Source organism: Lactobacillus sp. CA30L (assembly GCF_059900845.1).
Map to the genome: position 1 here is coordinate 272,859 of NZ_JBWXGB010000001.1, position 21,651 is coordinate 294,509.

Annotated in this window: 20 protein-coding genes; 19 read left to right on the forward strand and 1 reads right to left on the reverse strand. The window is 49.8% G+C overall.

The annotated features are described in order from the left end of the window. Nucleotides 1-274: 274 nt before the first annotated feature. The 11 genes from ezrA to mreD all read left to right on the forward strand — a co-directional run bounded on the left by ezrA (nt 275) and on the right by mreD (nt 13,471). Nucleotides 275-1,990: a septation ring formation regulator EzrA gene (gene ezrA / locus AC2JF8_RS01455; RefSeq protein WP_500760485.1), complete on the forward strand. Its 1,716-nt coding sequence runs from the start codon at nt 275-277 to the stop codon at nt 1,988-1,990. A 430-nt stretch (nt 1,991-2,420) separates the two neighbouring features. Then, nucleotides 2,421-2,567, forward strand: coding sequence for a hypothetical protein (locus tag AC2JF8_RS01460; protein ID WP_500729507.1), 147 nt, complete (start codon nt 2,421-2,423; stop codon nt 2,565-2,567). A gap of 487 nt (nt 2,568-3,054) precedes the next feature. Further along, the gene (locus tag AC2JF8_RS01465; protein WP_500760487.1) at nt 3,055-4,218 is read left to right on the forward strand and encodes a cysteine desulfurase family protein; all 1,164 of its coding nucleotides are present in this window, start codon (nt 3,055-3,057) and stop codon (nt 4,216-4,218) included. Beyond that, the gene (gene thiI / locus AC2JF8_RS01470; protein ID WP_500760488.1) at nt 4,218-5,435 is read left to right on the forward strand and encodes a tRNA uracil 4-sulfurtransferase ThiI; all 1,218 of its coding nucleotides are present in this window, start codon (nt 4,218-4,220) and stop codon (nt 5,433-5,435) included. Before AC2JF8_RS01465 ends, thiI begins: the two co-directional genes overlap by 1 nt. A gap of 266 nt (nt 5,436-5,701) precedes the next feature. Continuing rightward, nucleotides 5,702-8,341, forward strand: a complete 2,640-nt coding sequence (locus AC2JF8_RS01475) for a valine--tRNA ligase (RefSeq protein ID WP_500760490.1) — start codon at nt 5,702-5,704, stop codon at nt 8,339-8,341. A gap of 1 nt (nt 8,342) precedes the next feature. Continuing rightward, on the forward strand, nt 8,343-9,623 hold the full coding sequence (locus tag AC2JF8_RS01480; RefSeq protein ID WP_500760493.1) for a bifunctional folylpolyglutamate synthase/dihydrofolate synthase: 1,281 nt from the start codon (nt 8,343-8,345) through the stop codon (nt 9,621-9,623). Then, nucleotides 9,601-10,278: an HAD family hydrolase gene (locus AC2JF8_RS01485; RefSeq protein ID WP_500729512.1), complete on the forward strand. Its 678-nt coding sequence runs from the start codon at nt 9,601-9,603 to the stop codon at nt 10,276-10,278. Before AC2JF8_RS01480 ends, AC2JF8_RS01485 begins: the two co-directional genes overlap by 23 nt. Nucleotides 10,279-10,318: 40 nt before the next feature. Continuing rightward, on the forward strand, nt 10,319-10,942 hold the full coding sequence (locus tag AC2JF8_RS01490) for a JAB domain-containing protein (protein WP_500729513.1): 624 nt from the start codon (nt 10,319-10,321) through the stop codon (nt 10,940-10,942). Between the two features lie 97 nt (nt 10,943-11,039). Then, nucleotides 11,040-12,044 carry a rod shape-determining protein gene (locus AC2JF8_RS01495; RefSeq protein ID WP_500729514.1) on the forward strand — a complete coding sequence of 335 codons (1,005 nt, stop codon included), beginning with the start codon at nt 11,040-11,042 and terminating at the stop codon, nt 12,042-12,044. Between the two features lie 45 nt (nt 12,045-12,089). Further along, nucleotides 12,090-12,941 (forward strand): rod shape-determining protein MreC, encoded by an 852-nt coding sequence (mreC, locus tag AC2JF8_RS01500; RefSeq protein WP_500760494.1) that lies wholly within the window; start codon nt 12,090-12,092, stop codon nt 12,939-12,941. Continuing rightward, nucleotides 12,941-13,471 (forward strand): rod shape-determining protein MreD, encoded by a 531-nt coding sequence (gene mreD, locus AC2JF8_RS01505; protein WP_500760496.1) that lies wholly within the window; start codon nt 12,941-12,943, stop codon nt 13,469-13,471. Before mreC ends, mreD begins: the two co-directional genes overlap by 1 nt. A gap of 32 nt (nt 13,472-13,503) precedes the next feature. Here the strand turns inward: mreD and AC2JF8_RS01510 are convergent, their stop codons facing one another. After that, nucleotides 13,504-13,644 (reverse strand): DUF4044 domain-containing protein, encoded by a 141-nt coding sequence (locus AC2JF8_RS01510; RefSeq protein WP_500729517.1) that lies wholly within the window; start codon nt 13,642-13,644, stop codon nt 13,504-13,506. A 94-nt stretch (nt 13,645-13,738) separates the two neighbouring features. Here AC2JF8_RS01510 and AC2JF8_RS01515 point away from each other — a divergent pair, with 94 nt between their 5' ends. From AC2JF8_RS01515 to murG, 8 genes are all read left to right on the forward strand, one after another. Continuing rightward, nucleotides 13,739-14,065, forward strand: a complete 327-nt coding sequence (locus tag AC2JF8_RS01515; protein ID WP_500760498.1) for a DUF3397 domain-containing protein — start codon at nt 13,739-13,741, stop codon at nt 14,063-14,065. 165 nt (nt 14,066-14,230) lie between these two features. Further along, nucleotides 14,231-14,662 (forward strand): division/cell wall cluster transcriptional repressor MraZ, encoded by a 432-nt coding sequence (gene mraZ / locus AC2JF8_RS01520; protein ID WP_500760500.1) that lies wholly within the window; start codon nt 14,231-14,233, stop codon nt 14,660-14,662. 4 nt (nt 14,663-14,666) lie between these two features. After that, nucleotides 14,667-15,614 (forward strand): 16S rRNA (cytosine(1402)-N(4))-methyltransferase RsmH, encoded by a 948-nt coding sequence (gene rsmH / locus AC2JF8_RS01525; protein ID WP_500760502.1) that lies wholly within the window; start codon nt 14,667-14,669, stop codon nt 15,612-15,614. 13 nt (nt 15,615-15,627) lie between these two features. After that, a complete protein-coding gene (gene ftsL, locus AC2JF8_RS01530) occupies nt 15,628-15,990 on the forward strand; it encodes a cell division protein FtsL (RefSeq protein ID WP_500760504.1) in 363 nt (120 codons plus the stop codon). Beyond that, complete coding sequence (locus AC2JF8_RS01535; protein WP_500760506.1) at nt 15,990-18,164, forward strand: penicillin-binding protein; 2,175 nt, start codon at nt 15,990-15,992, stop codon at nt 18,162-18,164. Before ftsL ends, AC2JF8_RS01535 begins: the two co-directional genes overlap by 1 nt. 7 nt (nt 18,165-18,171) lie before the next feature. Beyond that, nucleotides 18,172-19,134, forward strand: coding sequence for a phospho-N-acetylmuramoyl-pentapeptide-transferase (gene mraY / locus AC2JF8_RS01540; protein WP_500760509.1), 963 nt, complete (start codon nt 18,172-18,174; stop codon nt 19,132-19,134). Between the two features lie 9 nt (nt 19,135-19,143). After that, a complete protein-coding gene (gene murD, locus AC2JF8_RS01545; protein WP_500760511.1) occupies nt 19,144-20,523 on the forward strand; it encodes a UDP-N-acetylmuramoyl-L-alanine--D-glutamate ligase in 1,380 nt (459 codons plus the stop codon). 1 nt (nt 20,524) lies between these two features. Further along, nucleotides 20,525-21,631, forward strand: coding sequence for an undecaprenyldiphospho-muramoylpentapeptide beta-N-acetylglucosaminyltransferase (murG, locus tag AC2JF8_RS01550; protein WP_500760513.1), 1,107 nt, complete (start codon nt 20,525-20,527; stop codon nt 21,629-21,631). Nucleotides 21,632-21,651 lie beyond the last annotated feature (20 nt).

Below are 21,651 nucleotides of genomic sequence, written 5' to 3' on the forward strand. Positions count from 1 at the left end.
ATTTTCATTTTCGCCTGTTGCAGCGTCGGTTACTCGTTCACTAAAACGTATTAAGATGTTGACGTTCTTGTCACTTATAGCTGCAAATATTTTACACTTCCCCTATTATAGCGGCCGCACGCGGCTAAAGCAAGAGAATTTGCCAACTTGGTCTAAATTATGAATGATTCGTTAACGTTTTTTTATTTAGTGTCCGGGTGTGCTATTTATTATAAACTCATGCTCACAGCATAAGATAAATTTGGTATAATTAGGGTAGTTTTGGAGGAAAATTATGTCACCAGCCCAGGCCATAGTTGTGGTAATTGTAGTTTTAATCATTATTCTTGCGATTGCATTTATGCTAATTATGAATCATAAGCAGCTGCGGGAAATTATTGAACTTGACGACCTAATCACTAAAATTGACAAAATGAATTTGGAAGCCGATATTGTCAAGCTTAATAAAATGGAATTGGCGGGTGAGAGTCTGATCACGTTGACGACCTGGCGCGAGAGCTACCAGCAGGCAACTACCAAAAAAATTCCTCAAGTCCAGGCCCTGTTGGACCAGGCCGCGGAGCAGAACGCCCACTACCTGCTGTTTAAGGCCCGCAAGAACATTAAGCAGGCCCAGGGAATCATGCGGCCTACATATGATGATGCGAAGAACACGCAAGAGGTTTTTACGGAATTACTTGAGTCTCACCGTGAGAACCAGATGCAGTATGATGAACTCAATAAAAACTACCTGGAGCTGCGTAAGAAGGTCTTGGCCGACTCTTTTGAGTATGGCGTAGCGCTTGACCGGATTGAGGACGAACTGGCTGCAATCGAGAAGGATTTTTCCGAAGCAAAGAGCCTGACCGCTCAGGGCGATCAAGTTGAAGCCAAGCGGGTTTTGTCCAAGATCAAGGCAGCACTAGATTTAGTTGAAACGGTTCTGCCCAAGGTTAGGGACGCGCGTCGCCAGCTGGACCAGGTTTTTCGGGCACAGTTGGGTGAGTTGTCCGATACTTACAAGAAGATGATGTCTTCTAAGTATTACATCACTCAGATTGACGTGCTGGGTGAAATAAAAAAGATCCGCGGCCAGGTCAATGAAGCCAGCCGCACGCTGGCGGACTTGAAGATTGCGGAGCTGGACAAGCAAATTAGCGAGATCAAAAGTGCAATTGCTGATCTCTATGAGGTTTTGACCAGGGAGTACAAGGCGCGGCCCTTCGTTGAAGAAAATCAGGACAAAATTAAGCGGCTGCTTGCGCACGCGCTGGTTGAATCCCGTAACCTGGTCAAGAAGCTGCGTCACATTGATGAAAGTTACGAACTGACGCACGGCGAACTCGCCCAGAGCCGTAAATTTGAGCAGGAAGTTACCGACATGAACCGGCAGTACACGGTTGACACGCAAAACGTGGCTGATGGCAAGGGCGTTTATTCTGCAATCAAGGCCAGGTGGCTAAGCATGCTCGAGCGCCTGCGCGAAATAGGCACGGAGCAAAACAATATGGCGCGGGACGTTGACGGACTCTTTGATTCGGAAAACGTTGCCAATAATTCGGTTAACCAGTTTAAGCAGGAGGTAGCGCTTGTTTACCGCCGCTTGGAGCGCAAAAAATTGCCGGGCAACCCCGACAGCTTCGTTCAGATGTATACGCTGGTTGTTAACGAAATTGGGCACGTGGCCAAGGAACTGGGGCAGGTCCGGATCAATATGGAAAAGATCTCGAACGAATTAATTCAGATTTCTGATGACGTCGAACGGCTCAAGCGTGAGGCAGACGACATCATTAACTCGGCCAACCTGGTGGAACTGACGCTGCAGTATTCTAACAAGTATTCGGACAATAGCGCGATGAAAAGTGCCCAAAAGAAGACGATGGAGCTTTATAGTCAGGAGTTTGACTATAAGGACGCGCTAGACACGATTGCAACGGCGCTTGAAAAAGCGGAGCCGGGATCGTACCAGCGCCTTGAGAACGCGTATTATTCTAACAAGAGCAGCAATTGACAAACTAGGGCCAGAAGGTAGGTTGACGGGGGTGTCCCGCCTTGTAATTAGCTGGCCGTTTGGGAATCGGTGTTTTTTGTAGTTAACGTCCCTATTCTGAACATTAATTCCCAAGCAGCGCAAAAAAGGCAAGCCCCGAAAACTTGACGGCCTTGGGGTTGATTTATACAAAAAGTTAAGTTGAATTGCAAATATTGTTGGCGGTGGACGTTTAAACAAGCAGCAGGTACGCGGAAGACGGCGCGGGACTTGAAAAACGAGGGTAGAAAAAGCAATCTAAAGCCGAAACTTTAGAACGTATCGGCGCAATATCAACAATCATTGCCACGCTGATAACACTGCGCGCATGCCTAGGATTTACGCCCCGGCAATTTTGAGGAACCGTGAAGTTCCTTTTGGTCGTATCATAAACTATAATGAGGGGAAAGCAATGAACAAAATTCACAATTATCAAATGAAAAAGGGCAATCTGACAATCAACGCTAAAATCGATTTGAGGACAAAGACCATCGTCAAAACTGTAGTGGCTGCAGCGGCCGTTGTTGTAATTATCGCCATGGCAAAAAGGCTGGGCTAGCAGACATACGCAGTCGTGCGAATAAGTGGAAGCCTATTAAGGGGCACAAGCGGGGGCGTGTTGCAGGCGGCATTGTCTATAACTTAGGAAATTTCATGAAACTGCTTTATAAAGAGCGGTTTTTATGTTGCGCGGAATAATTGGCCAGAAGCAGTGGCAGCGGAATATTGCCAGCATCTGCCCCCAAGCAGGACAATTAGTCGCGGCCGTAAAGAAGCAGGCAGGCTAGGTTGCATGCGATCCGAGCACTCTGAAGTTGTAAAAGGGTGCGAAGATGATAGAATATCTATTGGCAAAGAATCCGTTGAACTCAAAATAGCAGTTTTGCTGAGTCCTGAGTAGGCCGTTCCTAATGATTGAGAGGGACGCAAAAGGGGTAAAAACAGCAAATTTTCATGAATTCAAGCGAATTTTAACGAGGTAGGCACGCCGCAAAACGCTGCTGTTGAGCGTAGAGTGCAGATGTACATGGGGATGATTTTATTAAATGATTTACTTTGATAATAGTGCGACAACGAAGGTTGACCCGGCGGTGCTGGCAACTTATGATCAGGTCGCCCAAAACATTTGGGCCAACCCGTCGAGCCTGCACAAGTTAGGCGACCGGGCGTATCAGCTGCTGGAAAGCGCACGCAAGCAGATTGCTGGACTGCTGGGGACGAAGCAGGATGAAATCTTCTTCACATCCGGCGGCACGGAATCCAATAACTGGGCGATTAAGGGCACGGCGCTGCAGAAGCGTGAGTTTGGCAGGCATTTGATTACGTCGAGCGTGGAACACGCATCCGTTGCCAACAGCTTTAACGCCCTAGAACGCCTCGGCTTTAACGTTACCCGCTTGCCGGTCGACAAAAGGGGGCGGGTCAATGTCAATGATTTGCGCAGCACGCTTGATTCCGATACCACGCTCGTCTCAATTATGGGCGTTAACAACGAAATTGGATCGATTCAGCCGATTGAAGAAATTAGCGACCTTTTGTCAAACTACCCGACCGTTAATTTCCACGTTGACAATGTCCAAGCCCTCGGCAAGAATATTTGGCCGCGGGTCTTCACTCCGCGTGTCGACTTCTCTAGCTTCTCCGCCCACAAGTTTCATGCCCCCAGGGGAACGGGCATCCTGTATAAAAAAGAGGGCAAGATGCTGCCGCCCCTGCACGACGGTGGCGGCCAGGAGAAGGGGCTGCGCTCCGGCACGGAAAATTTGCCGGCGATTGCCGGCATGGCCAAAGCCATGCGCTTGCTGCTGGCCGGTGAGGCCGAAAAGGCAGGGCGCGAGTCAGCAATTAAGCGCAAAATTGTCGACTACCTGCAGGATAAGCCGGGAATTGAAATTTTTTCACCGGTAAGTGATGATTTTACACCGCATATTTTGTGTTTTGCCCTTGAGGGAATCCGCGGCGAAACGTTAGTCCACACGCTGGAAGAATACGACATCTACACGTCGACGACGTCCGCCTGCGCTTCGACCAAGACGGATGAGGCCAGTACCCTGGTGGCAATGCACGTAGAGGACAAGATTGCAACGAGCGCAATCCGGCTCAGTTTTGACGAAACCAACACGCTGGCAGAAGCGGATGAATTTATCAGGGTCTTTGATAAGATTTACCGGCACTTTGCTCCGATTAATCATTTAGGAGAAGAGAAATAATGAAATACACTGAAATAATGGTTCGCTACGGTGAACTTTCGACTAAGGGCAAGAACCGCAAGGACTTCATCGGGCGCTTGGCCGGCAACGTAACCAAGGTGTTACGCGACTTCCCCGCGGTTGAAATTCACGCGCGTCACGACCGGATGCACATCGTGCTTAACGGTGCGCCATTCGAGGAAGTTGACCAGCGCTTAAGAAAAGTGTTTGGCATTCAAACGTATTCGCCAACCGTGAAGGTTGCCAAAACGCTCGAAGCGGTTGAAACGACCGCACTGGCCCTAATGACCGCAGCCTTTGAAGAGGGCATGACCTTCAAGGTTAACACCAGGCGCAGCGACCACCATTTTGCATACGATACCAATGAATTGAATCAGCTGGTTGGCGACTACCTGTTTGCACATATGGATAATTTAAGGGTGGAAATGAAGCATCCTGATATTGTGCTGCGCATCGAGGTTCGCCCGGATGCAATCTACCTTTCCAACCAGTTGCTGCACGGTGCGGGCGGCATGCCCGTTGGCACCGGCGGGCGTGCGGTCATGATGCTGTCCGGTGGAATCGATTCACCCGTTGCCTCATACCTGGCCCTCAAGCGCGGGGTCGATATCGACATGGTGCACTTCTATAGTCCGCCTTACACCACCGAAAAGGCGCTGAACAAGGCCAAGGAATTAACCGGGATCCTGGCTAATTATTCCGGTCGCATCAACTTTATTGCGGTTCCCTTTGCAGAAATTCAGGAAACAATCAAGGAGAAGGTACCTGAGGGCTACCTGATGACCGTGCAGCGCCGCTTTATGCTGCAGCTTGCTGACCTGATTCGGGCCCAGCGCAAAGGACTGGCTATTTTTAACGGTGAATCGGTTGGTCAGGTGGCATCGCAAACGCTGGAATCAATGGCGGCAATTAACGACGTCACGACAACCCCGGTAGTAAGGCCCGTAGCCACGATGGACAAGACGGAAATTATTGCTTTGGCCGAAAAGATCGGCACTTTTGATTTATCGATTCAGCCGTTTGAGGATTGCTGCACGATCTTTGCGCCGCCCCGCCCCAAGACGAAGCCGCGGCTTGACAAAGCGCGTGCGTACGAGGAACGGCTTGATGTCGATGGTCTGATTCAGCGGGCCCTTGCGGGAATACAAATCACGCCAATACACCCGAATGATAAATTCCTGGCGGATAAGGCTGAAGAAGATGCACAAATTTTGTAAAAATATGCTATAATACCTGCAAAGCAATAACCAAGAGGTACTAACCCTAAATAACTAGAGAATGACCCGTAGTGCTGAAAGGTCAGTTGGGGTTGGTTGGTAGCTTGGTTGGACTGGTTGGCTGAACCAATAGTAGGCTGATCCGGCATTTCGCCGTTATCGCAATGTAAGAGAAGCGGATTTAATCTGCTTAACTTAGGTGGTACCGCGGTAATTACATCGTCCTAGACAATTTTGTCTAGGACTTTTTTATTGGGAGGAATATTATGACAGATTTAGCACCTAAATACGACCCACAAGCAGTCGAACAGGGCAGATACCAGGAGTGGCTTGATCAGGACTTATTTAAGCCGTCCGGCGATAGTCAAGCGCACCCGTATTCAATCGTGATCCCGCCGCCAAACGTCACGGGCAAGCTGCACTTAGGACATGCATGGGATACGGCAATTCAGGATACCCTGATTCGTTTTAAGCGGATGCAGGGGTTTGATACCCTGTACCTGCCAGGAATGGATCACGCCGGGATTGCAACGCAGGCCAAGGTTGAAGCAAAATTGCGTGAGCAGGGCAAAAACCGGCACGAGATGGGCCGCAAGGCTTTTGTCAAGCAAGTTTGGGACTGGAAGGATGAGTACGCCAGCATTATCAAGAGCCAATGGGCTAAAATGGGTCTGTCGCTTGATTATTCGCGTGAGCGTTTTACCTTGGACGAAGGCCTGTCAAAGGCGGTGCGCCGCGTCTTCGTGCAGCTCTACAATGAGGGCTTAATCTATCGCGGCGAGTACATCATCAACTGGGATCCTGAACTGCAGACTGCCCTGAGCGATATTGAGGTTATTCACCAAGATGACGAGGGTGCCTTTTATCATATCAAGTATCCCTTTGCCGATGGGTCAGGCTTTGTTGAGATTGCTACGACACGGCCGGAAACCATGTTTGGCGATACTGCAGTTGCGGTTGCGCACGGGGATGAACGATACCGGGATATTGTCGGCAAGGAATTGATTTTGCCCCTTGTCGGACGCCGCATTCCCATCATTGAGGACCAACACGTTGATCCCGACTTTGGCACCGGTTTAGTTAAAATCACGCCGGCACATGACCCCAACGACTTTGCCGTCGGCAACCGGCACAACCTCGAACGGATCAACGTTATGAACGATGATGGCACAATGAACGAGCAAGCGGGCAAGTATGCCGGCATGGATCGTTTCGAGTGTCGCAAAGAACTGGTTAAGGATTTGAAAGAGCAGGGCTATCTGATCAAAGTCAAGCCAATTGTGCACTCGGTTGGACACTCAGAACGCTCCGGCGTCCAGGTTGAGCCGCGTCTGTCTACGCAGTGGTTTGTTAAGATGAAGCCGCTGGCCGAAAAAGCCTTGGCTAACCAAGAGACAGCAGACAAGGTTAACTTTGTACCCGAGCGTTTTGAGCATACCTTTAAGCAGTGGATGGAAAATATTCATGATTGGGTAATCTCCCGCCAGCTATGGTGGGGGCACCGGATTCCTGCATGGTACAACAAGAAAACAGGTAAGGTCTACGTGGGCGAAGAGGCCCCGCAGGACATTGAAAATTGGGAGCAGGATCCCGATGTGCTTGATACCTGGTTCTCCAGTGCGCTCTGGCCGTTTTCAACCATGGGCTGGCCGGATGAAGATTCTGCAGACTATCAACGCTACTTCCCGACGGATGCGCTGGTGACTGGTTATGACATCCTGCCATTCTGGGTTGCGCGCATGATTTTTCAAAGTTTGCACTTTACGCATAAGAGGCCCTTTAGGGATACGGTTCTGCACGGACTTATTCGTGATGAACAGGGGCGCAAAATGAGCAAGTCGCTGGGCAACGGGGTTGATCCTATGGATGTTGTCGACCAGTATGGTGCGGATGCCTTGCGGTGGTTCCTGCTGAACGGGACAGCGCCCGGACAGGACACCCGTTATAATCCTAAAAAGTTGGCCTCTGCTTGGAACTTTATCAATAAGGTCTGGAATGCCTCACGGTTTGTGATTATGAACCTGCCCAAAGGTGCAGAGCCGGCGCACATGCCGGACGTTGCCGGCTTTGATTTGGCTGACGGGTGGATCTTTGACCGCTTGAATCACACGGTCGGCGAAGTTATTCGCCTGTTCGATGAGTACAAGTTCGGCGAAGCCGGCCGCGAAATGTACAACTTTGTTTGGAATGACTTCTGTGACTGGTACATTGAAATGTCTAAGGTGACCCTAAATGGCGATGACCAGGAGCTAAAGGCGAAGAAGCAGGACAATTTGATTTGGATTTTGGACCAGATTTTGCGCCTGCTGCATCCAATTATGCCGTTTGTGACCGAAAAGCTCTGGCTGTCAATGCCGCACAATGGGAAATCAATCATGGTGGCCAAGTATCCGGAAACGCATAGTGAATTTGTCAACGACCAAGCCCGCAATGATATGGACTTTTTGATTGAAACAATCAAGGCTGTCCGCAACATCCGCATGGAAGTCAATGCGCCCCTGTCTTCACCAATCGACATCATGATTCAGATTGAGGATAAGAATAGTGAACGGGTTTTAACGGCAAATGCTGAGTACGTGAAAAACTTCTTGCACCCGAAGAAGTTGACCATTGCAACCACCATTGATGCGCCTAAGTTGGCCAAAACGGCGGTGATCTCGGGGGCACAGATCTTCGTTCCGCTAGTTGACTTGGTTAATGTGGATGACGAAATCAGCCGCATGGAAAAAGAGGAAAAAGAGCTTGCTGGTGAAGTCGAACGTGCAGCTAAGAAGCTAAGCAACCAGGGCTTTGTTGCCCATGCGCCCCAAGCTGTGATCGATAAGGAAAAAGCCAAGAAAATTGACTATGAGCGTCAGCTTGAAAGTGTGCGGCAAAGAATTCAGGAATTGCGGAAGGGAGAATAGCGTGAATTTTACCAGTAGCCAAGAGTTGATCTCCTACATCTACGCACTGCCCAAGCGGCACGAAAAAGCCGATTTGTCATCCATCAAAAAGGTTTTGGCAATTCTGGGCAATCCGCAGGACCAGGTTAAGACAATCCATATCACGGGCACTAATGGTAAAGGTTCAACGTCGTATTACTTGAATAGCTTGCTGCAAAAGGCCGGTCAGAAGACTGGCCTTTTTGTTTCGCCGTACGTATATGAATTCAACGAACGAATTCAGTTGAACGGTCAGAATATTGCGGAGCAAGACCTTCTTGTGGCAGCCAGTCGGGTGGAAGAAGCGCTTCAACGCATTCGTCAAAAGGATCCGCTTTTTACCCTGGTTACCTTTGAGTATGAAGTGGCCATGGCCTTCGTCTACTTTGCTCAAGAACGCTGCGACTACGCCGTGATTGAAGTGGGAATTGGCGGAGAACACGACAAAACCAACGTCATCACCCCCGAGGTGAGCGTAATTACCACGGTGGGACTCGACCACGAAGAAGTGATTGGACCCACCATTCAGGATATTGCCCGGGAAAAAAGCGGCGTGATTAAAAAGCGGCGACCGGTGGTGCTGGGCAATGTGCCCCGCGCGGTGCTGCCAATCATCCGTAAAAAAGCGCATGCAGAACAAGCGCCAATCAGCCAGTTGGGCCGTGACTTTGCCCTGGCCGGCGAGCATAAAGATACATACGTTGACCGGGTGCGCCGGGTGCCTTTTAAGGCGATGCCGGACGTTGAAAAGAAAGATGCGGCAATCGCAATCAGGGCCTTTTACCTGCTTGGTTTGGACCTGGAAGCAGGACAAGCGGCAGCCGCAATTAACGAAACGATCGTTCCGGGCCGCTACCAGATTTTAAAGGAAAGGCCGCTCATTATTCTGGATGGGGCCCACAACGTGCAGGCGGTAAAAAACCTGCTGGCCTTTGTCCACCAGCAGCAAGAGTGGCGGGGCGGCAGGGTGCGCATCCTGATAATGATGATGAAAGACAAGGATATGGCACAGGTCTTCTCCTTATTTAGTGCGACGGATGAAGTTGCGTTGACCACGATTGACTATCCGCGCGCCGCGCAAAAGGGTGACTTCCCCGCATGGGTTGAGCAAAAATACCCCTTTTATCCCCAATGGCGTGCGGCCCTCAAAGAAATATACCGTGATAGCCAGCCGAATGATATACTGCTGGTGACAGGTTCATTTTATTTAGTGGGAGCCATTTTACAAAGCGAGGCAAAAAATGTACGTTCAAGGCATCGATAATGAAATTAAGGGTATTTTGTTTGATATGGATGGTCTGCTGGTCAATTCGGAAAACTTGTATTGGAAGGCCAATATTCAAGCAGCAAAAGAAATAAATTTAGGCATACCTGACGATACCTACCTGAAGCTGGTGGGTTCAACCGCAGCCGACATGACCGCGTTTTATCACCGCTATTTTCAATCGGTAGAGCAGCGTGACCAGTTTATTAGGCGCACTGATGAATTGGTGTGGCAGTGGACGGATGAGGGCAAGCTGAAACTGCGCCCGGGGGTACAGGAGGCCCTTGATGCTTTTCAAGAAGCGGGCGTGGCCATGGCAATTGTTTCGAGCAATACCGAAGACGTCGTTGAGCATACGCTCTGGGCAACGGGTGCACGGAATTACTTCCTTTTTCACCTGAACGCCGATGAAGTCCAGAAACACAACATTAAGCCCAAGCCGGCCCCTGACATTTACCTCCTGGGGGCGGAAAAACTGGGGATTCCGCGTGCAAATATTTTGGCGTTCGAGGACTCGCCGACAGGCGTGCAGGCTGCCGCTAATGCGGGCATTAAGTGCGTGATGATCCCAGACCTTATCCCCGCAAGCACCACAGACCGGGCCAATGCCGTTTTAGTCTGCCGCGATTTTACCGCATTCCTGCAAAAAATTTAGCCAGCCTTTTTGCGTACTTAATGGTGAAAGGAGTAATTAAATGAAAATTATCAAGTCTGATCATTATTTAGTACACACCGATGTTGAACTTTTGGCGGTTTTGGTTGCTGAGCTGAAAAAGCGGGGCGTAACGAGTTTGGGGCAGCTGACAAAAGAATTTGACCGGCTGAATATCAGCAGTTTTGACGGCCTGCTCAACTACCTTTCGGGGGGCGAATGCGACGATGACCTGGCAATTCTGGGTGAAAACTTGCTGGAGCGGCTGCGTGCCGCGGTGCCCAACCATCCGGTTGTGCTCACCTCCAGCAGCGAGGTGGGCATGTACCTAACGGACAAGCTCGCCAGCCGCAAGCAGGAGGAACTGTGGGCAATCTACATCGACAATAGCAATCACATTGTTGCTGAGAAGCGTCTCTTCCTGGGCACGCTGGACAAGGCGACTGCGCATCCCCGGGAAATCTTCCGCTGGGCGGTACTCTATGCGTGTGCCGGCATCTTTGTCGTCCACAATCACCCCAGCGGCAAACTGATACCATCAGAGAGCGACATCGAACTGACCAAGATTATGCATTCATCCGCCGACATGCTGCACATTGATTTTTTGGACCACTTTATCGTCGGCAGGGGGCATTACCTCAGCATGCGCGAACAGCAATTGTTTTAAATTCATCTTAAAGTTCTACCGGAAATCTTTTTTCAATTGCACTTTATGCTATAATTATTCAAGATTTAGAGACTGCAGTAATTAAGGAGAGATTTTCGTGTTTGGATTAGGAGCAAAAAATATTGGCATCGATTTGGGTACGGCCAATACGCTTGTTTATATGGAAGGCAAAGGCATCGTACTTAGAGAACCGTCCGTTGTAGCGAAAAACACCCATACCGGCAAGGTGATTGCGGTCGGCACGGAAGCCAGGGAAATGATTGGCAGGACGCCGTCCAGTATTGTTGCCATCCGTCCGATGAAGGATGGTGTAATTGCGGACTATGACACAACTGCATCAATGCTCAAATACTTTATTGAAAAGACCGTTGGCAATTCAAAACCATCGGCGATGATTTGCGTACCATCGGGCGTTACCGAGGTCGAAAAGCGTGCCGTCATTGACGCTGCGCGCGTTGCTGGTGCGCGGGAGGCCTTTGTTATCGAGGAACCGTTTGCTGCAGCTATTGGGGCCGGACTTCCGGTAATGGATCCAACCGGATCGATGGTTGTTGATATTGGTGGGGGAACGACCGATGTTGCCACGATTTCGCTGGGCGGGATCGTCTCCTCTACGTCGATTCGGCAGGCAGGCGACAAGTTCAACGCGGCAATCGTCAACTACGTTCACTCCAACTTCAACCTGCTGATCGGTGAGCGCACGGCTGAGGACATCAAGATTCAGATTGGTTCCGCGTCGGTCGAAAAGGCGCACGGAATCGAGGCGGTCAACATTCGGGGCCGTGACCTGGTTACAGGGCTGCCGAAGTCTGTTGATGTCGAGGCTGTTGACGTTGCCAAGGCGATTCAAGACGTCGTTCAGGACATCATCGTCGCAATTAAGGAAACGCTTGAACAGACCTCGCCGGAAATCGCAGCAGACGTCATTGATCACGGGATTGTTTTGACCGGTGGGGGCGCACTGCTCAAGAATCTGCCTGACGTCATCTCAGATGCCACCAAGGTTCCCGTCTTTATCGCTCAGGATCCACTCGACTGCGTTGCAGCCGGTACCGGCGAATCGCTTAAAAACATTGAAGTAATGCGCCATAGTCGCAGATAATAAGGGCCGGCTGATATTGCCGGCTTTTTTAGGAATCAGTTCTAGATGAAGAAATTTCTACAAAACAAAAAATTATTGGTGGTGTGTGTTGGCGTTATCGTGCTTTTTTCCGTAGTGGGAATTAGTGTAAATTTGCGCAATAAGAGGGATACGCCGCTGGTTATCCAAAGCTTTGGCAATGATATCGTAGCGGTGGGCGTAAGAATGGTTAATTTTCCCATTAGCCTGGTCTCGGGCAGCATGAACAGTGTCCATGACCTGATTAACACGCAAGATGAAAATAATTACCTTAAAAGTCGGGTTACCGAACTGGAACAGACCAAGGCCCGCAATTCGAGCCTTGAGGACGAAAATAAGCAGTTAAAGTCTGCTCTGAAGATTAAGAAGACACTGACCGATTTTGATATGGTTCAGGCTTCGGTTATCTCTCGTTCGCCTGATAGCTGGACGGCTCTGTTGGTCATAAACAAGGGGGCCACGGCGGGGCTGCGCAAGAATATGGCAGTAATGGCCGGCGGTGGCCTTATTGGGCGCGTTATTGAGGTTAGTGCCGCGTCGGCCAAAGTGGAATTGATCACCACCACGGATCAATCTGCCAATCGCTTCGCCGTCCAAGCGGAGTCTGCTGATGGGAAAAGGGTGCACGGCATCATTACCGTGATTGGCAACGGGTCCCTTGCCTTTACCCAGGCAATCGATTCACACAAGCTCAGGAAGGGCACGAGGGTTTACACCAGCGGCATGGGCGGCAATTCGCCTAAGGGGCTGCTGGTGGGCACGGTTGCCGCAACGACGCGTGATTCTTTCGGCCTGTCCGATCTCATCAAAATTGTTCCGGCCGGTGAATTAAACGATCCGAGCGTGGTGACTGTGATTAAGAGAAAGGTGGCTGGCTAATGCGTTCTTTGCGGAAGTTTATCCTGGTACCAGCCCTCTACCTTGCGCTTGCCCTCAACAGCAGCCTCTCGTTTTTCATGCACCAGTTTTTTGCATACAGCAGCGGCGTAAACCTGTTATTGCCGGTTGGCGTGATGCTCATTGCGCTCTTTGATGATACAAATAATAAGGAAGTCTGGCTTGCGTTGGGTGCTGGCGTCGTCAGCGACATTTATTTTTATGGCTTTCTGGGCATCTATACGGTCAGCCTGCCCTGTATTTGCTGGCTCCTCCAGAAGGCGGCGCGCTTTCTCCCCGAAGTTTTCTGGGTCAGGATAATCACGGTTGTTGTTGCCAGTGCGCTAGTGGGCGCATATAGCTGGCTCATGTTGAACGTCACGGGAATTGCTAGTGTACCGCTGTCTGAATTGCTGGCCAGCCTCCTTGCAACAATGGTCTGGTCGTTCATTTTTGCGGTGCTGACCTATCACGTTTGGGGCTTATTGGCAACTAGCTTTCCGTTTTTGGTTAACCTCCATAATTACCGTTAATAAAAAGCGTGAGAAGCTTCTTCTCACGCTTTTTATTCAAAAACACCAAAACTGGATAATGCACCGACAACCTGCATCACTACAGCTGCCAGTGTGATGATGGCCATGAGCCAGGCCATCGCAATTGTTAATTTTTGAAATCCTGATTTTTTCTTCTTATGTTTTCGTGCCATTAGTAGACCTCCTGCTTGAACAATATTTTATTCTACTTAGTGGCTTTTTTCAAATAACGCATGGGCTAAAATAAAAGTAATTTAAGGAAGTAGTATGTTTTCAATATTTATTGTGCCTGTAATGGGTTTGGCTGTAGCATTTATCTTGAACAAGGTGTTTCCGAAGGCAAAGTTTCGCGGATACGATGTCCTACCCTTCTTTTTTATCATTGCCTGTCACTTGATCGTCGTTCGGCAAGACAAGCCGGAATTTTTGCCGTACGGCTTTTTTGTCTTTTTTATCCTGGTGATCCTCTTGGCTCTTGCAGAGGCCGTTAAAAATAAAAATATTGCTCTGGGCAAAATAATGCGCGAGGCTTGGGACTACTTGACGCTCAACAGCGTGTTCTGGTACGTGGGACTATTATTCATGATGATTTAGCCCGTTAACGGGGGCTTTTTGAACCTAGTATAAGCGCGCAAAAATTCAGTGCGAATTTGTGCGTCCTTTTTTTCGCTTAAATTAAATAATTTCCCAATTTATTCCAAAATGAGTGGTAGGAAGTGGTGAATTGTGGTAAATTAAATTGTGGAAGGGGGCTAGGCTATGTTCATGGGTGAATATCATCACAATCTTGACAGCAAGGGGCGACTGATTATTCCAGCACGCTTGCGCAGTCAGATTGGTGACAAGATGGTTTTTACCCGCGGAATGGAGGGCTGTATTTTCGGCTATACTATAGAAGCATGGGAGAAAATTGAAGCCAAGTTAGCGCAACTTCCGTTGACTAAGAGGAATGCACGTAGTTTTACGCGTTTGTTCTACTCTGGTGCGATGGAATGTGAATTCGATAAGCAGGGGCGTGTTAATCTGACCACAACACTAAAGAAGCACGCGGCCCTGGTTAAAGAATGCGTCATAGTTGGCGTTTCCGACCGGATTGAAATTTGGTCGAAGGAAAGTTGGGAAGATTTTAGCAGTCAAGCCAATGAAAACTATGACGACATCGCGGAAGATTTAGATGATATAGAACTGTAAAATTATGAAATTCAAACACACCAGTGTACTCTTACATGAAACAATTGAAAATTTAGAACCCCAAAATGGTGGCCTGTACGTTGACGCGACTTTCGGCGGTGGCGGGCACGCACGGTATTTGCTAAGTCTGATTGACCGTGGAACACTAGTTGGTTTTGATCAGGACAAGTATGCAATAAAATCGGCGGAGTTAAACTTTGCCGCTTTACTAAAGGAGGACAGTGACCCCCGGTTGCAGCTGGTACACGACAACTTTAGTCATTTAAAGGTTGACCTGGTTAAGCTGGGTCACGCGGATGGCATTGACGGTATCTACTACGACCTGGGTGTCTCGTCCCCACAATTTGATCAGGCGCAACGCGGTTTTTCATACCGCTTCGACGCCAGACTCGACATGAGGATGGACCAAAGGCAAAGTCTTGATGCATACCAGCTGGTCAATTCGGCGAGTCAAAGAGAGCTAGCGGATATCCTGTATAAATTTGGTGGTGAAAAATTTTCACGTCAAATTGCCCGCAAAATCGTTGCAAAAAGGCAAAACAAGCCAATTGAAACAACTTTTGAATTGGTGGAAGTTGTCAAGGAGGCGATTCCTGCGTTTGCGCGACGCACGGGAGGACACCCTGCAAAGAAGACCTTCCAGGCGCTCAGAGTGGCTGTTAACCACGAACTTGACGTTTTACGTGAATCACTTGAGGTGGCAATTGCACTGCTTAGGCCTGGTGGCAGAATCAGCGTGATTACCTTTCAATCTGATGAAGATAAAATTGTTAAGGATATTTTTAAAAAATATTCGGAGGTTGAAGTTCCCCGCGGTATGCCGATGGTTCCAGACAGCATGAAGCCAACGCTTTGCCTGGTCAATCGCAAGCCAATCGTGGCCTCAAGTGAAGAACTTAAGAACAATAACCGCTCACACAGTGCAAAATTGCGCGTTGCGGAAAAATTGTGAAGAGGAAAAGATAATGGCTGATAGTTTAGCAAGAAAAATAGAATTTAATCCTGGAGAACAACCAGAGCACCAAGAGCGCCAAAGACAAGTTCTTGATCCTCGTCATGTTGCCTGGTCCGGCTTTGAAAAAGCAATGCTGGCTGTGGGTGTGACAATCACGATTGGCTTAATGACGCTCCTAGTTTCTTCTAGTATTTCAGCTACTTCAGCTCAGCATGAACTTACCAGCGTGCAGCGCTCAGTTGTAAAGACGCGAAATCAAGTTAGCGACTTGCATCAAGAACTAGGCGAGTTGACTTCGAGTGCGCGAATGAATAAAATCGCACGCAGCAAGGGGTTAACGTTAATTGAAAAAAATATCAGGACCATTCACTAATGAGAAAATACAAAAAATACATTAGTAATTTAAATTCACAAAAATCCAAAGCTCACAGGTACCGTTTCACAGTGGGGAGATTCCTCCAGGTAGCTGTAGCTTTGGTTTTTCTTGTATTTACGGGCAGAATTCTGTATATTGGCATTTCGAAGACGGTAAACGGGCAGGACTTGCAAAAACGGACGGAGCAGCTCTACATGCGCAACCAGGTGCTGAAGGCAGCACGGGGCACCATTTACGACCGCAATGGTCTGGCGGTGGCACAGGACACGCACCAGTACACCGTCTATGCGATCCTGGACAAGTCTTCCATTAATTATAAGAGCAAGCCCGAATACGTGGTTGATAAGGAAAAGACTGCGCAGCAGCTGGCCCGGGTCCTGCCGCTTTCGGCCAAACAAATCCTGGCCTACCTGAGTCCTAAGCACCCTGCCTTCCAAGTTCAGTTTGGGGCTGCTGGCAACGGCCTCTCCAAGTGGCAAAAGGACAAGATTGTCAAAATGAAGCTGCCGGGCATCAAGTTTTTTGAAACTCAGGCCCGCCTGTACCCAGGCGGCAATTTTGCGTCCCACGTGATTGGTCTTGCCATGCCCAAATACAATAAAAAAACGCGGACGCAGGACCTGGAGGGTACGATGGGGCTTGAAGCATGGTATGACGATGTGCTTGGCGGCAAGGATGGCTACCAGGTTTCTTCTGTTGATGCCTCCAATTACCAGACGCCTAACAGTGTTCAGACTTACAAGGCACCAACGGACGGCAACAACCTTTATTTAACCATCGATTCCCAATTGCAGGAATACCTTGAGTCCCGCATGACGTACGTCCAAAGAACCTACAACCCCGTTTCAATGACCGCAATTGTGGAGGATATGAAAACGGGCAAGGTGATGGCAGCTTCGCAGCGACCTACCTTTAACCCGCAAACCAAGAAGGGCTTGGAAAATTCCTACCGTGATATTTTGGTTCAGGACACCTTCGAGCCGGGCTCGGTCTTCAAGGTTCTGACCTTGGCTGCTGCGGTCAACAGTGGCAACTACCACCCCAACCAATATTATAATTCCGGATCCGTGGCAGTCGGGGGTTCCGTTATCCACGACTGGCTGCCGCAGGGCTGGGGCAGCATTCCATTTTCACAGGCCTTTCCGCGCTCGTCCAATACCGGATTCGTTCACATTGAGCAGCAGATGGGGGCTAAGACGTGGCGCAGGTACCTCAGGCGCTTCCGCATCGGTCAAAAAACGGGTGTATCCCTGCCGGGTGAACAAGCGGGCCTTTTGGCCTTTCAGTCGCCGGTCGACCAGGCGGTTACGAGCTTCGGGCAGGGCGTTAACGTTAACGTGATGCAGATGATGCAGGCCTTCAGCAGCCTGGCCAATAACGGGCAAATGGTAAAGCCCCAGTTTGTTGATAAAGTCACAAGTCCGACCGGCAAGACGATTAGCGGCTACCAGATTAAGAACGTGGGGCGGCCCGTCTATTCAAAGGCAACGGCCCAAGTCGTTTTAGCGAATATGAGGCAGGTCCTCAATAAGCGCATCGGAACCGGGTCGGCTTACCAGATTGGACAAAAGAGCATTGCCATAAAAACGGGAACGGCCCAGATAGCCAACCTGAAACACGGCGGCTACCTTAAGGGCAATAACAATTACATCTTTTCGGTTGTTGGCGTAACGCCGGCAAAACACCCGCGCTACTGCATTTACATCACGGTTAAACAGCCGCGACTAATGAACAAGCCGGCCGAGGTGATTCTGTCATCCATTTTTAAGCCGATCATGTCACGCGTCATTCTGATGTCCAAGAATGACCGGGATGATTCGACAACGGTCAAAACGCCTAAACTCAAGGGACTGACCTACGATGAGGCCAAGAAGGAGGCCCGCCGGGTCGGATTGAAGCTCATAAAGATTGGCAGCGGTGCTAAGGTAACGGCGCAATCACGTGCTGGGGGACAAAGGCAGCGCTCGGGCAGGCACATGTTTGTCTTGACGTCTGGAAAGGTCAAGTGTCCCCAAATGAAGGGCTGGACGCTGGCCGACCTGCATCATTTTGCCGACCTGACCGGGATTAAGCTAAAGGTAACCGGCAGCGGCACCGTGCAAAGGCAGGACGTTTCGCCGGGCGCAACGCTCAAGTCGGGAACAAAAGTAAAAGTAAAATTAAAGGAGTAGCATTTTCATGCTTATTGTCAGCATTATTGCATTAGTTAGTTCGCTCGCGTTGACGGGAATATTTCTGCCCTGGATGATTATTTTTATGCGGATGCACCACGAAGGTCAGGAAATCCGCGAAGAGGGCCCCAAGTGGCACCAGAAGAAGTCGGGCACGCCGACGATGGGGGGAACGATTTTTGTCCTTTCCGCCACTGTTTCTACTATCTGGGTGGCAGTTTGGCAACACGCAATGAGCAGGTTGGTCTGGATACTGCTCATCAGCTTATTGGGCTACGGCCTTATCGGCTTTTTGGATGATGGAATCAAACTCTTTTTTAAGCGCAACTTGGGCCTGAAGGCCTGGCAGAAACTAGCGCTGCAGATTCTGATAGCGGTGGTCATTGTCGGTATCGCGGGTGCAAGCAGCTTCAAGTTTAGCCTATTTGTTCCCTTTTTTGGCCTAGTTAACAGCACGGTCTTATTTACGGTTTTCGTTATTATCTGGTTGGTCGGCTTTTCCAATGCCGTCAACTTGTCGGATGGGCTGGACGGACTTGCGACCGGTTTAACCATTATTGCGTACGGTACATACGCATACCTTGCGTTCAAGCAAAAGAACTTGGCGATTTTGCTCTTTTGCATGAGCGTAATCGGCGGCCTGATTTCCTTTTTCATTTTTAACCATAAACCCGCTAAAATCTTCATGGGTGATGCCGGATCGCTTGCTCTTGGCGGCGGCCTGGCGGCCGTCAGCATCTTTTTGAACAGACCGTGGTCGCTCCTGCTAGTCGGAATCGTCTTCGTCTGCGAGACCGCAAGCGTTATTCTGCAGGTAATATCCTTTCAGACAACGGGCAAGCGGATTTTTAAGATGACGCCGATTCACCACCACTTCGAAATGTTGGGTTATTCCGAGTGGAAGGTTGATTTCATCTTCTGGTTTGTTGGCCTGGTTGGCAGTATTCTGTATTTAATGATTTGGGGATAAAAATTAACGATGAAGCAGATTGATACGTATCAGAATAAGAATATCTTGGTGTTGGGCCTAGGCAAAAGCGGTTTTGCGGTAAGCAAGCTGCTTCTTCAACTCGGTGCGAAGGTGACCCTGAACGACAAGAACGACTTGAATAAGGATGATCGGGCCGCCGCGTTGGCCGCAAAGGGCGTGCACGTGATTGGGGGCAGCCACCCGCTCGACCTGTTCACTAGGGCGCACTTCGACTATCTGGTCAAGAATCCGGGCATCCCGTATGAGAACCCGATGGTGCAACGGGCCCAGGAACTTCAAATACCGGTTATCACGGAACCCGAAATCGCATTAAGCGCAAGCAGCGCACCCTACGTCTGTGTGACCGGTTCGAACGGGAAAACGACAACGGTGATGCTGACCCAGCGGATCTTAGAGCGTCATTTGGCGCCTAGCGGCCACCACGCTTATGCGGTTGGCAATATTGGCGTTCCGATTTCGGAAGTGGTGCCAAAGGCAACCAAGGACGACATTCTGGTCGTCGAAATGTCCAGCTTTCAGCTGCTCGGCGTGACCGACATTGATCCGATTGTTGCAGCTATTGTCGACGTTTACGACAATGTCCACCTGGACTACCACAAGACCTTTGCCAATTACGTAAACGCCAAGCTGAACGTCACACGGACGCAGTCTCCGCGGTCCTACTTTTTGGCCAACTTTGACCAAAAAGAGATTTTGGCAAGGGAAGAGGAAGCAACAAAGGCCCAAATCCTCACTTTCTCCGAGAATGACCGCGCCGCAGACTACTTTATTGCGGACGGATTCTTGCAAAGACAGGGGGAAAAGATTATCGCGACCAGCGAAATGAAGCTTCCCGGGCTGCATAACCAGCAAAATGCCCTGGTTGCAAGCGCAATTGCTTTCCTGATGGGGGCAAATAGCGATGACGTGCGTGCGGTTTTGACCACCTTTGCTGGTGCCAAGCACCGCCTGCAGTACGTCATGACGCTCGCCGGACGCAGGGTCTACAATGATTCCAAGTCGACCAACATCGAGGCGGCTTCGGTTGCCATCCCGTCTTTTACGGAACCGGAGGTCCTGATTGCCGGCGGTTTGGACCGGGGCTTTAGCTTTGATGCGCTTGTGCCCTTATTAAAAAAGCACGTCAAGGCGGTCGTTCTTTACGGTGAAACACGCTACCTGCTGGCGGATGCTGCGCGCAAGGCTGGCATCGCACAGATTGTGATTGAAAAAACTTTGCAGGAAGCCGTGCCCAAGGCGTACGAGCTGACTGCACCCGGCGACATACTGCTGTTTTCGCCCGCCTGTGCATCATGGGACCAATTTAGGACCTTTGAGGACCGCGGCGACTACTTTATAAATTTTGTTAAGGAATTGAAAACGAAATAAAATGAGAGTTATTTTTACCGGTGGCGGAACTGGCGGCCACATATATCCGATTATGGCAATCATCGAGCAGCTCAAAAGACGTAAGCTTGCAACTGCCGACGAAATTCTGTTTGTGGGAACGAAAAAGGGCCTGGAGGCCAAGATTGTTCCCGCGGCTGGTGTTGACTTTAAGACCATCGAGGTCCAGGGCTTCACCCGCAAGCACCCTTTGAACAACTTCACCACCATCAGCATGTTCATCAAGGCGGTTAAAAGCGCAAAAAAAATCATTAGCACCTTCAAGCCCGACGTCGTGGTTGGTACCGGTGGCTACGTCAGCGGTGCAATCGTCTACGCGGCGGCCAAGGCGGGGATTCCCACGATGATCCACGAATCAAATTCGGTGGTGGGCGTTGCTAACAAGTTTTTGGGCCACTACGTTGACAAGATTTGCTACACGTTTGATGACGCTGCAAAGCAGTTTACGGAAAAGAAAAAACTGGTTAAGACGGGCAATCCGCGCTCGCAGCAGGTTTTGAATCTCTCCTCTGCTTCGCTTGACATGCAGAGCAAGTGGAATTTGAACCCCAAGGTTCCGACCGTGCTCGTCTTTGGCGGCTCCCGCGGCGCGTTGGCCATCAACCGGATAATGCTCAAGTCTTTGACAAAGCTCAAAAAGAAGCCGTATCAGATCATTTGGGTGACGGGAACGTACTATTACAAGGAAATTGCCCAGAAACTGACCGGCGTTGATTACGGCGAAAATATTAAGGTTTTGCCCTACGTCAAGGACATGCCCGCACTATTGCCCCAGGTCACGTGTGTTGTAGCCCGCTCGGGGGCAACCAGCATTGCCGAATTTACGGCGCTAGGCGTTCCAGCAATTTTGATTCCGAGTCCGAACGTGACCCACAACCACCAGATGAAAAATGCACTCGACCTCGAGAAGGCAGGTGCAGCCACGGTAATTGCGGAAGCAGATCTGAACACCAATAATTTTATTTCTTCGATTGACCATATTTTGCTTGACTGCAAGTACGCCGATGAAATGAGCGCTGCGTCCAAGCGCTTAGGCGTTCCCGACGCGGCGGACCAGGTGATCAGGGTGATGGAAGAAATCGCTAAGTAAAAGCAGGAAGGAGGCGTGGC

Excerpts from the sequence above, each read along its gene's own strand:
- AC2JF8_RS01465 (WP_500760487.1), top strand. The coding sequence starts at position 3,055 with ATGATTTACTTTGATAATAGTGCGACAACGAAGGTTGACCCGGCGGTG.
- thiI (WP_500760488.1), top strand. The coding sequence starts at position 4,218 with ATGAAATACACTGAAATAATGGTTCGCTACGGTGAACTTTCGACTAAG.
- AC2JF8_RS01510 (WP_500729517.1), bottom strand. The coding sequence starts at position 13,644 with ATGGCACGAAAACATAAGAAGAAAAAATCAGGATTTCAAAAATTAACA.
- AC2JF8_RS01535 (WP_500760506.1), top strand. The coding sequence starts at position 15,990 with ATGAGAAAATACAAAAAATACATTAGTAATTTAAATTCACAAAAATCC.
- ezrA (WP_500760485.1), top strand. The coding sequence starts at position 275 with ATGTCACCAGCCCAGGCCATAGTTGTGGTAATTGTAGTTTTAATCATT.
- mreD (WP_500760496.1), top strand. The coding sequence starts at position 12,941 with ATGCGTTCTTTGCGGAAGTTTATCCTGGTACCAGCCCTCTACCTTGCG.
- AC2JF8_RS01460 (WP_500729507.1), top strand. The coding sequence starts at position 2,421 with ATGAACAAAATTCACAATTATCAAATGAAAAAGGGCAATCTGACAATC.
- rsmH (WP_500760502.1), top strand. The coding sequence starts at position 14,667 with ATGAAATTCAAACACACCAGTGTACTCTTACATGAAACAATTGAAAAT.
- AC2JF8_RS01490 (WP_500729513.1), top strand. The coding sequence starts at position 10,319 with ATGAAAATTATCAAGTCTGATCATTATTTAGTACACACCGATGTTGAA.
- AC2JF8_RS01515 (WP_500760498.1), top strand. The coding sequence starts at position 13,739 with ATGTTTTCAATATTTATTGTGCCTGTAATGGGTTTGGCTGTAGCATTT.
- ftsL (WP_500760504.1), top strand. The coding sequence starts at position 15,628 with ATGGCTGATAGTTTAGCAAGAAAAATAGAATTTAATCCTGGAGAACAA.
- AC2JF8_RS01475 (WP_500760490.1), top strand. The coding sequence starts at position 5,702 with ATGACAGATTTAGCACCTAAATACGACCCACAAGCAGTCGAACAGGGC.
- AC2JF8_RS01485 (WP_500729512.1), top strand. The coding sequence starts at position 9,601 with ATGTACGTTCAAGGCATCGATAATGAAATTAAGGGTATTTTGTTTGAT.
- mraY (WP_500760509.1), top strand. The coding sequence starts at position 18,172 with ATGCTTATTGTCAGCATTATTGCATTAGTTAGTTCGCTCGCGTTGACG.
- mreC (WP_500760494.1), top strand. The coding sequence starts at position 12,090 with ATGAAGAAATTTCTACAAAACAAAAAATTATTGGTGGTGTGTGTTGGC.
- mraZ (WP_500760500.1), top strand. The coding sequence starts at position 14,231 with ATGTTCATGGGTGAATATCATCACAATCTTGACAGCAAGGGGCGACTG.
- murG (WP_500760513.1), top strand. The coding sequence starts at position 20,525 with ATGAGAGTTATTTTTACCGGTGGCGGAACTGGCGGCCACATATATCCG.
- murD (WP_500760511.1), top strand. The coding sequence starts at position 19,144 with ATGAAGCAGATTGATACGTATCAGAATAAGAATATCTTGGTGTTGGGC.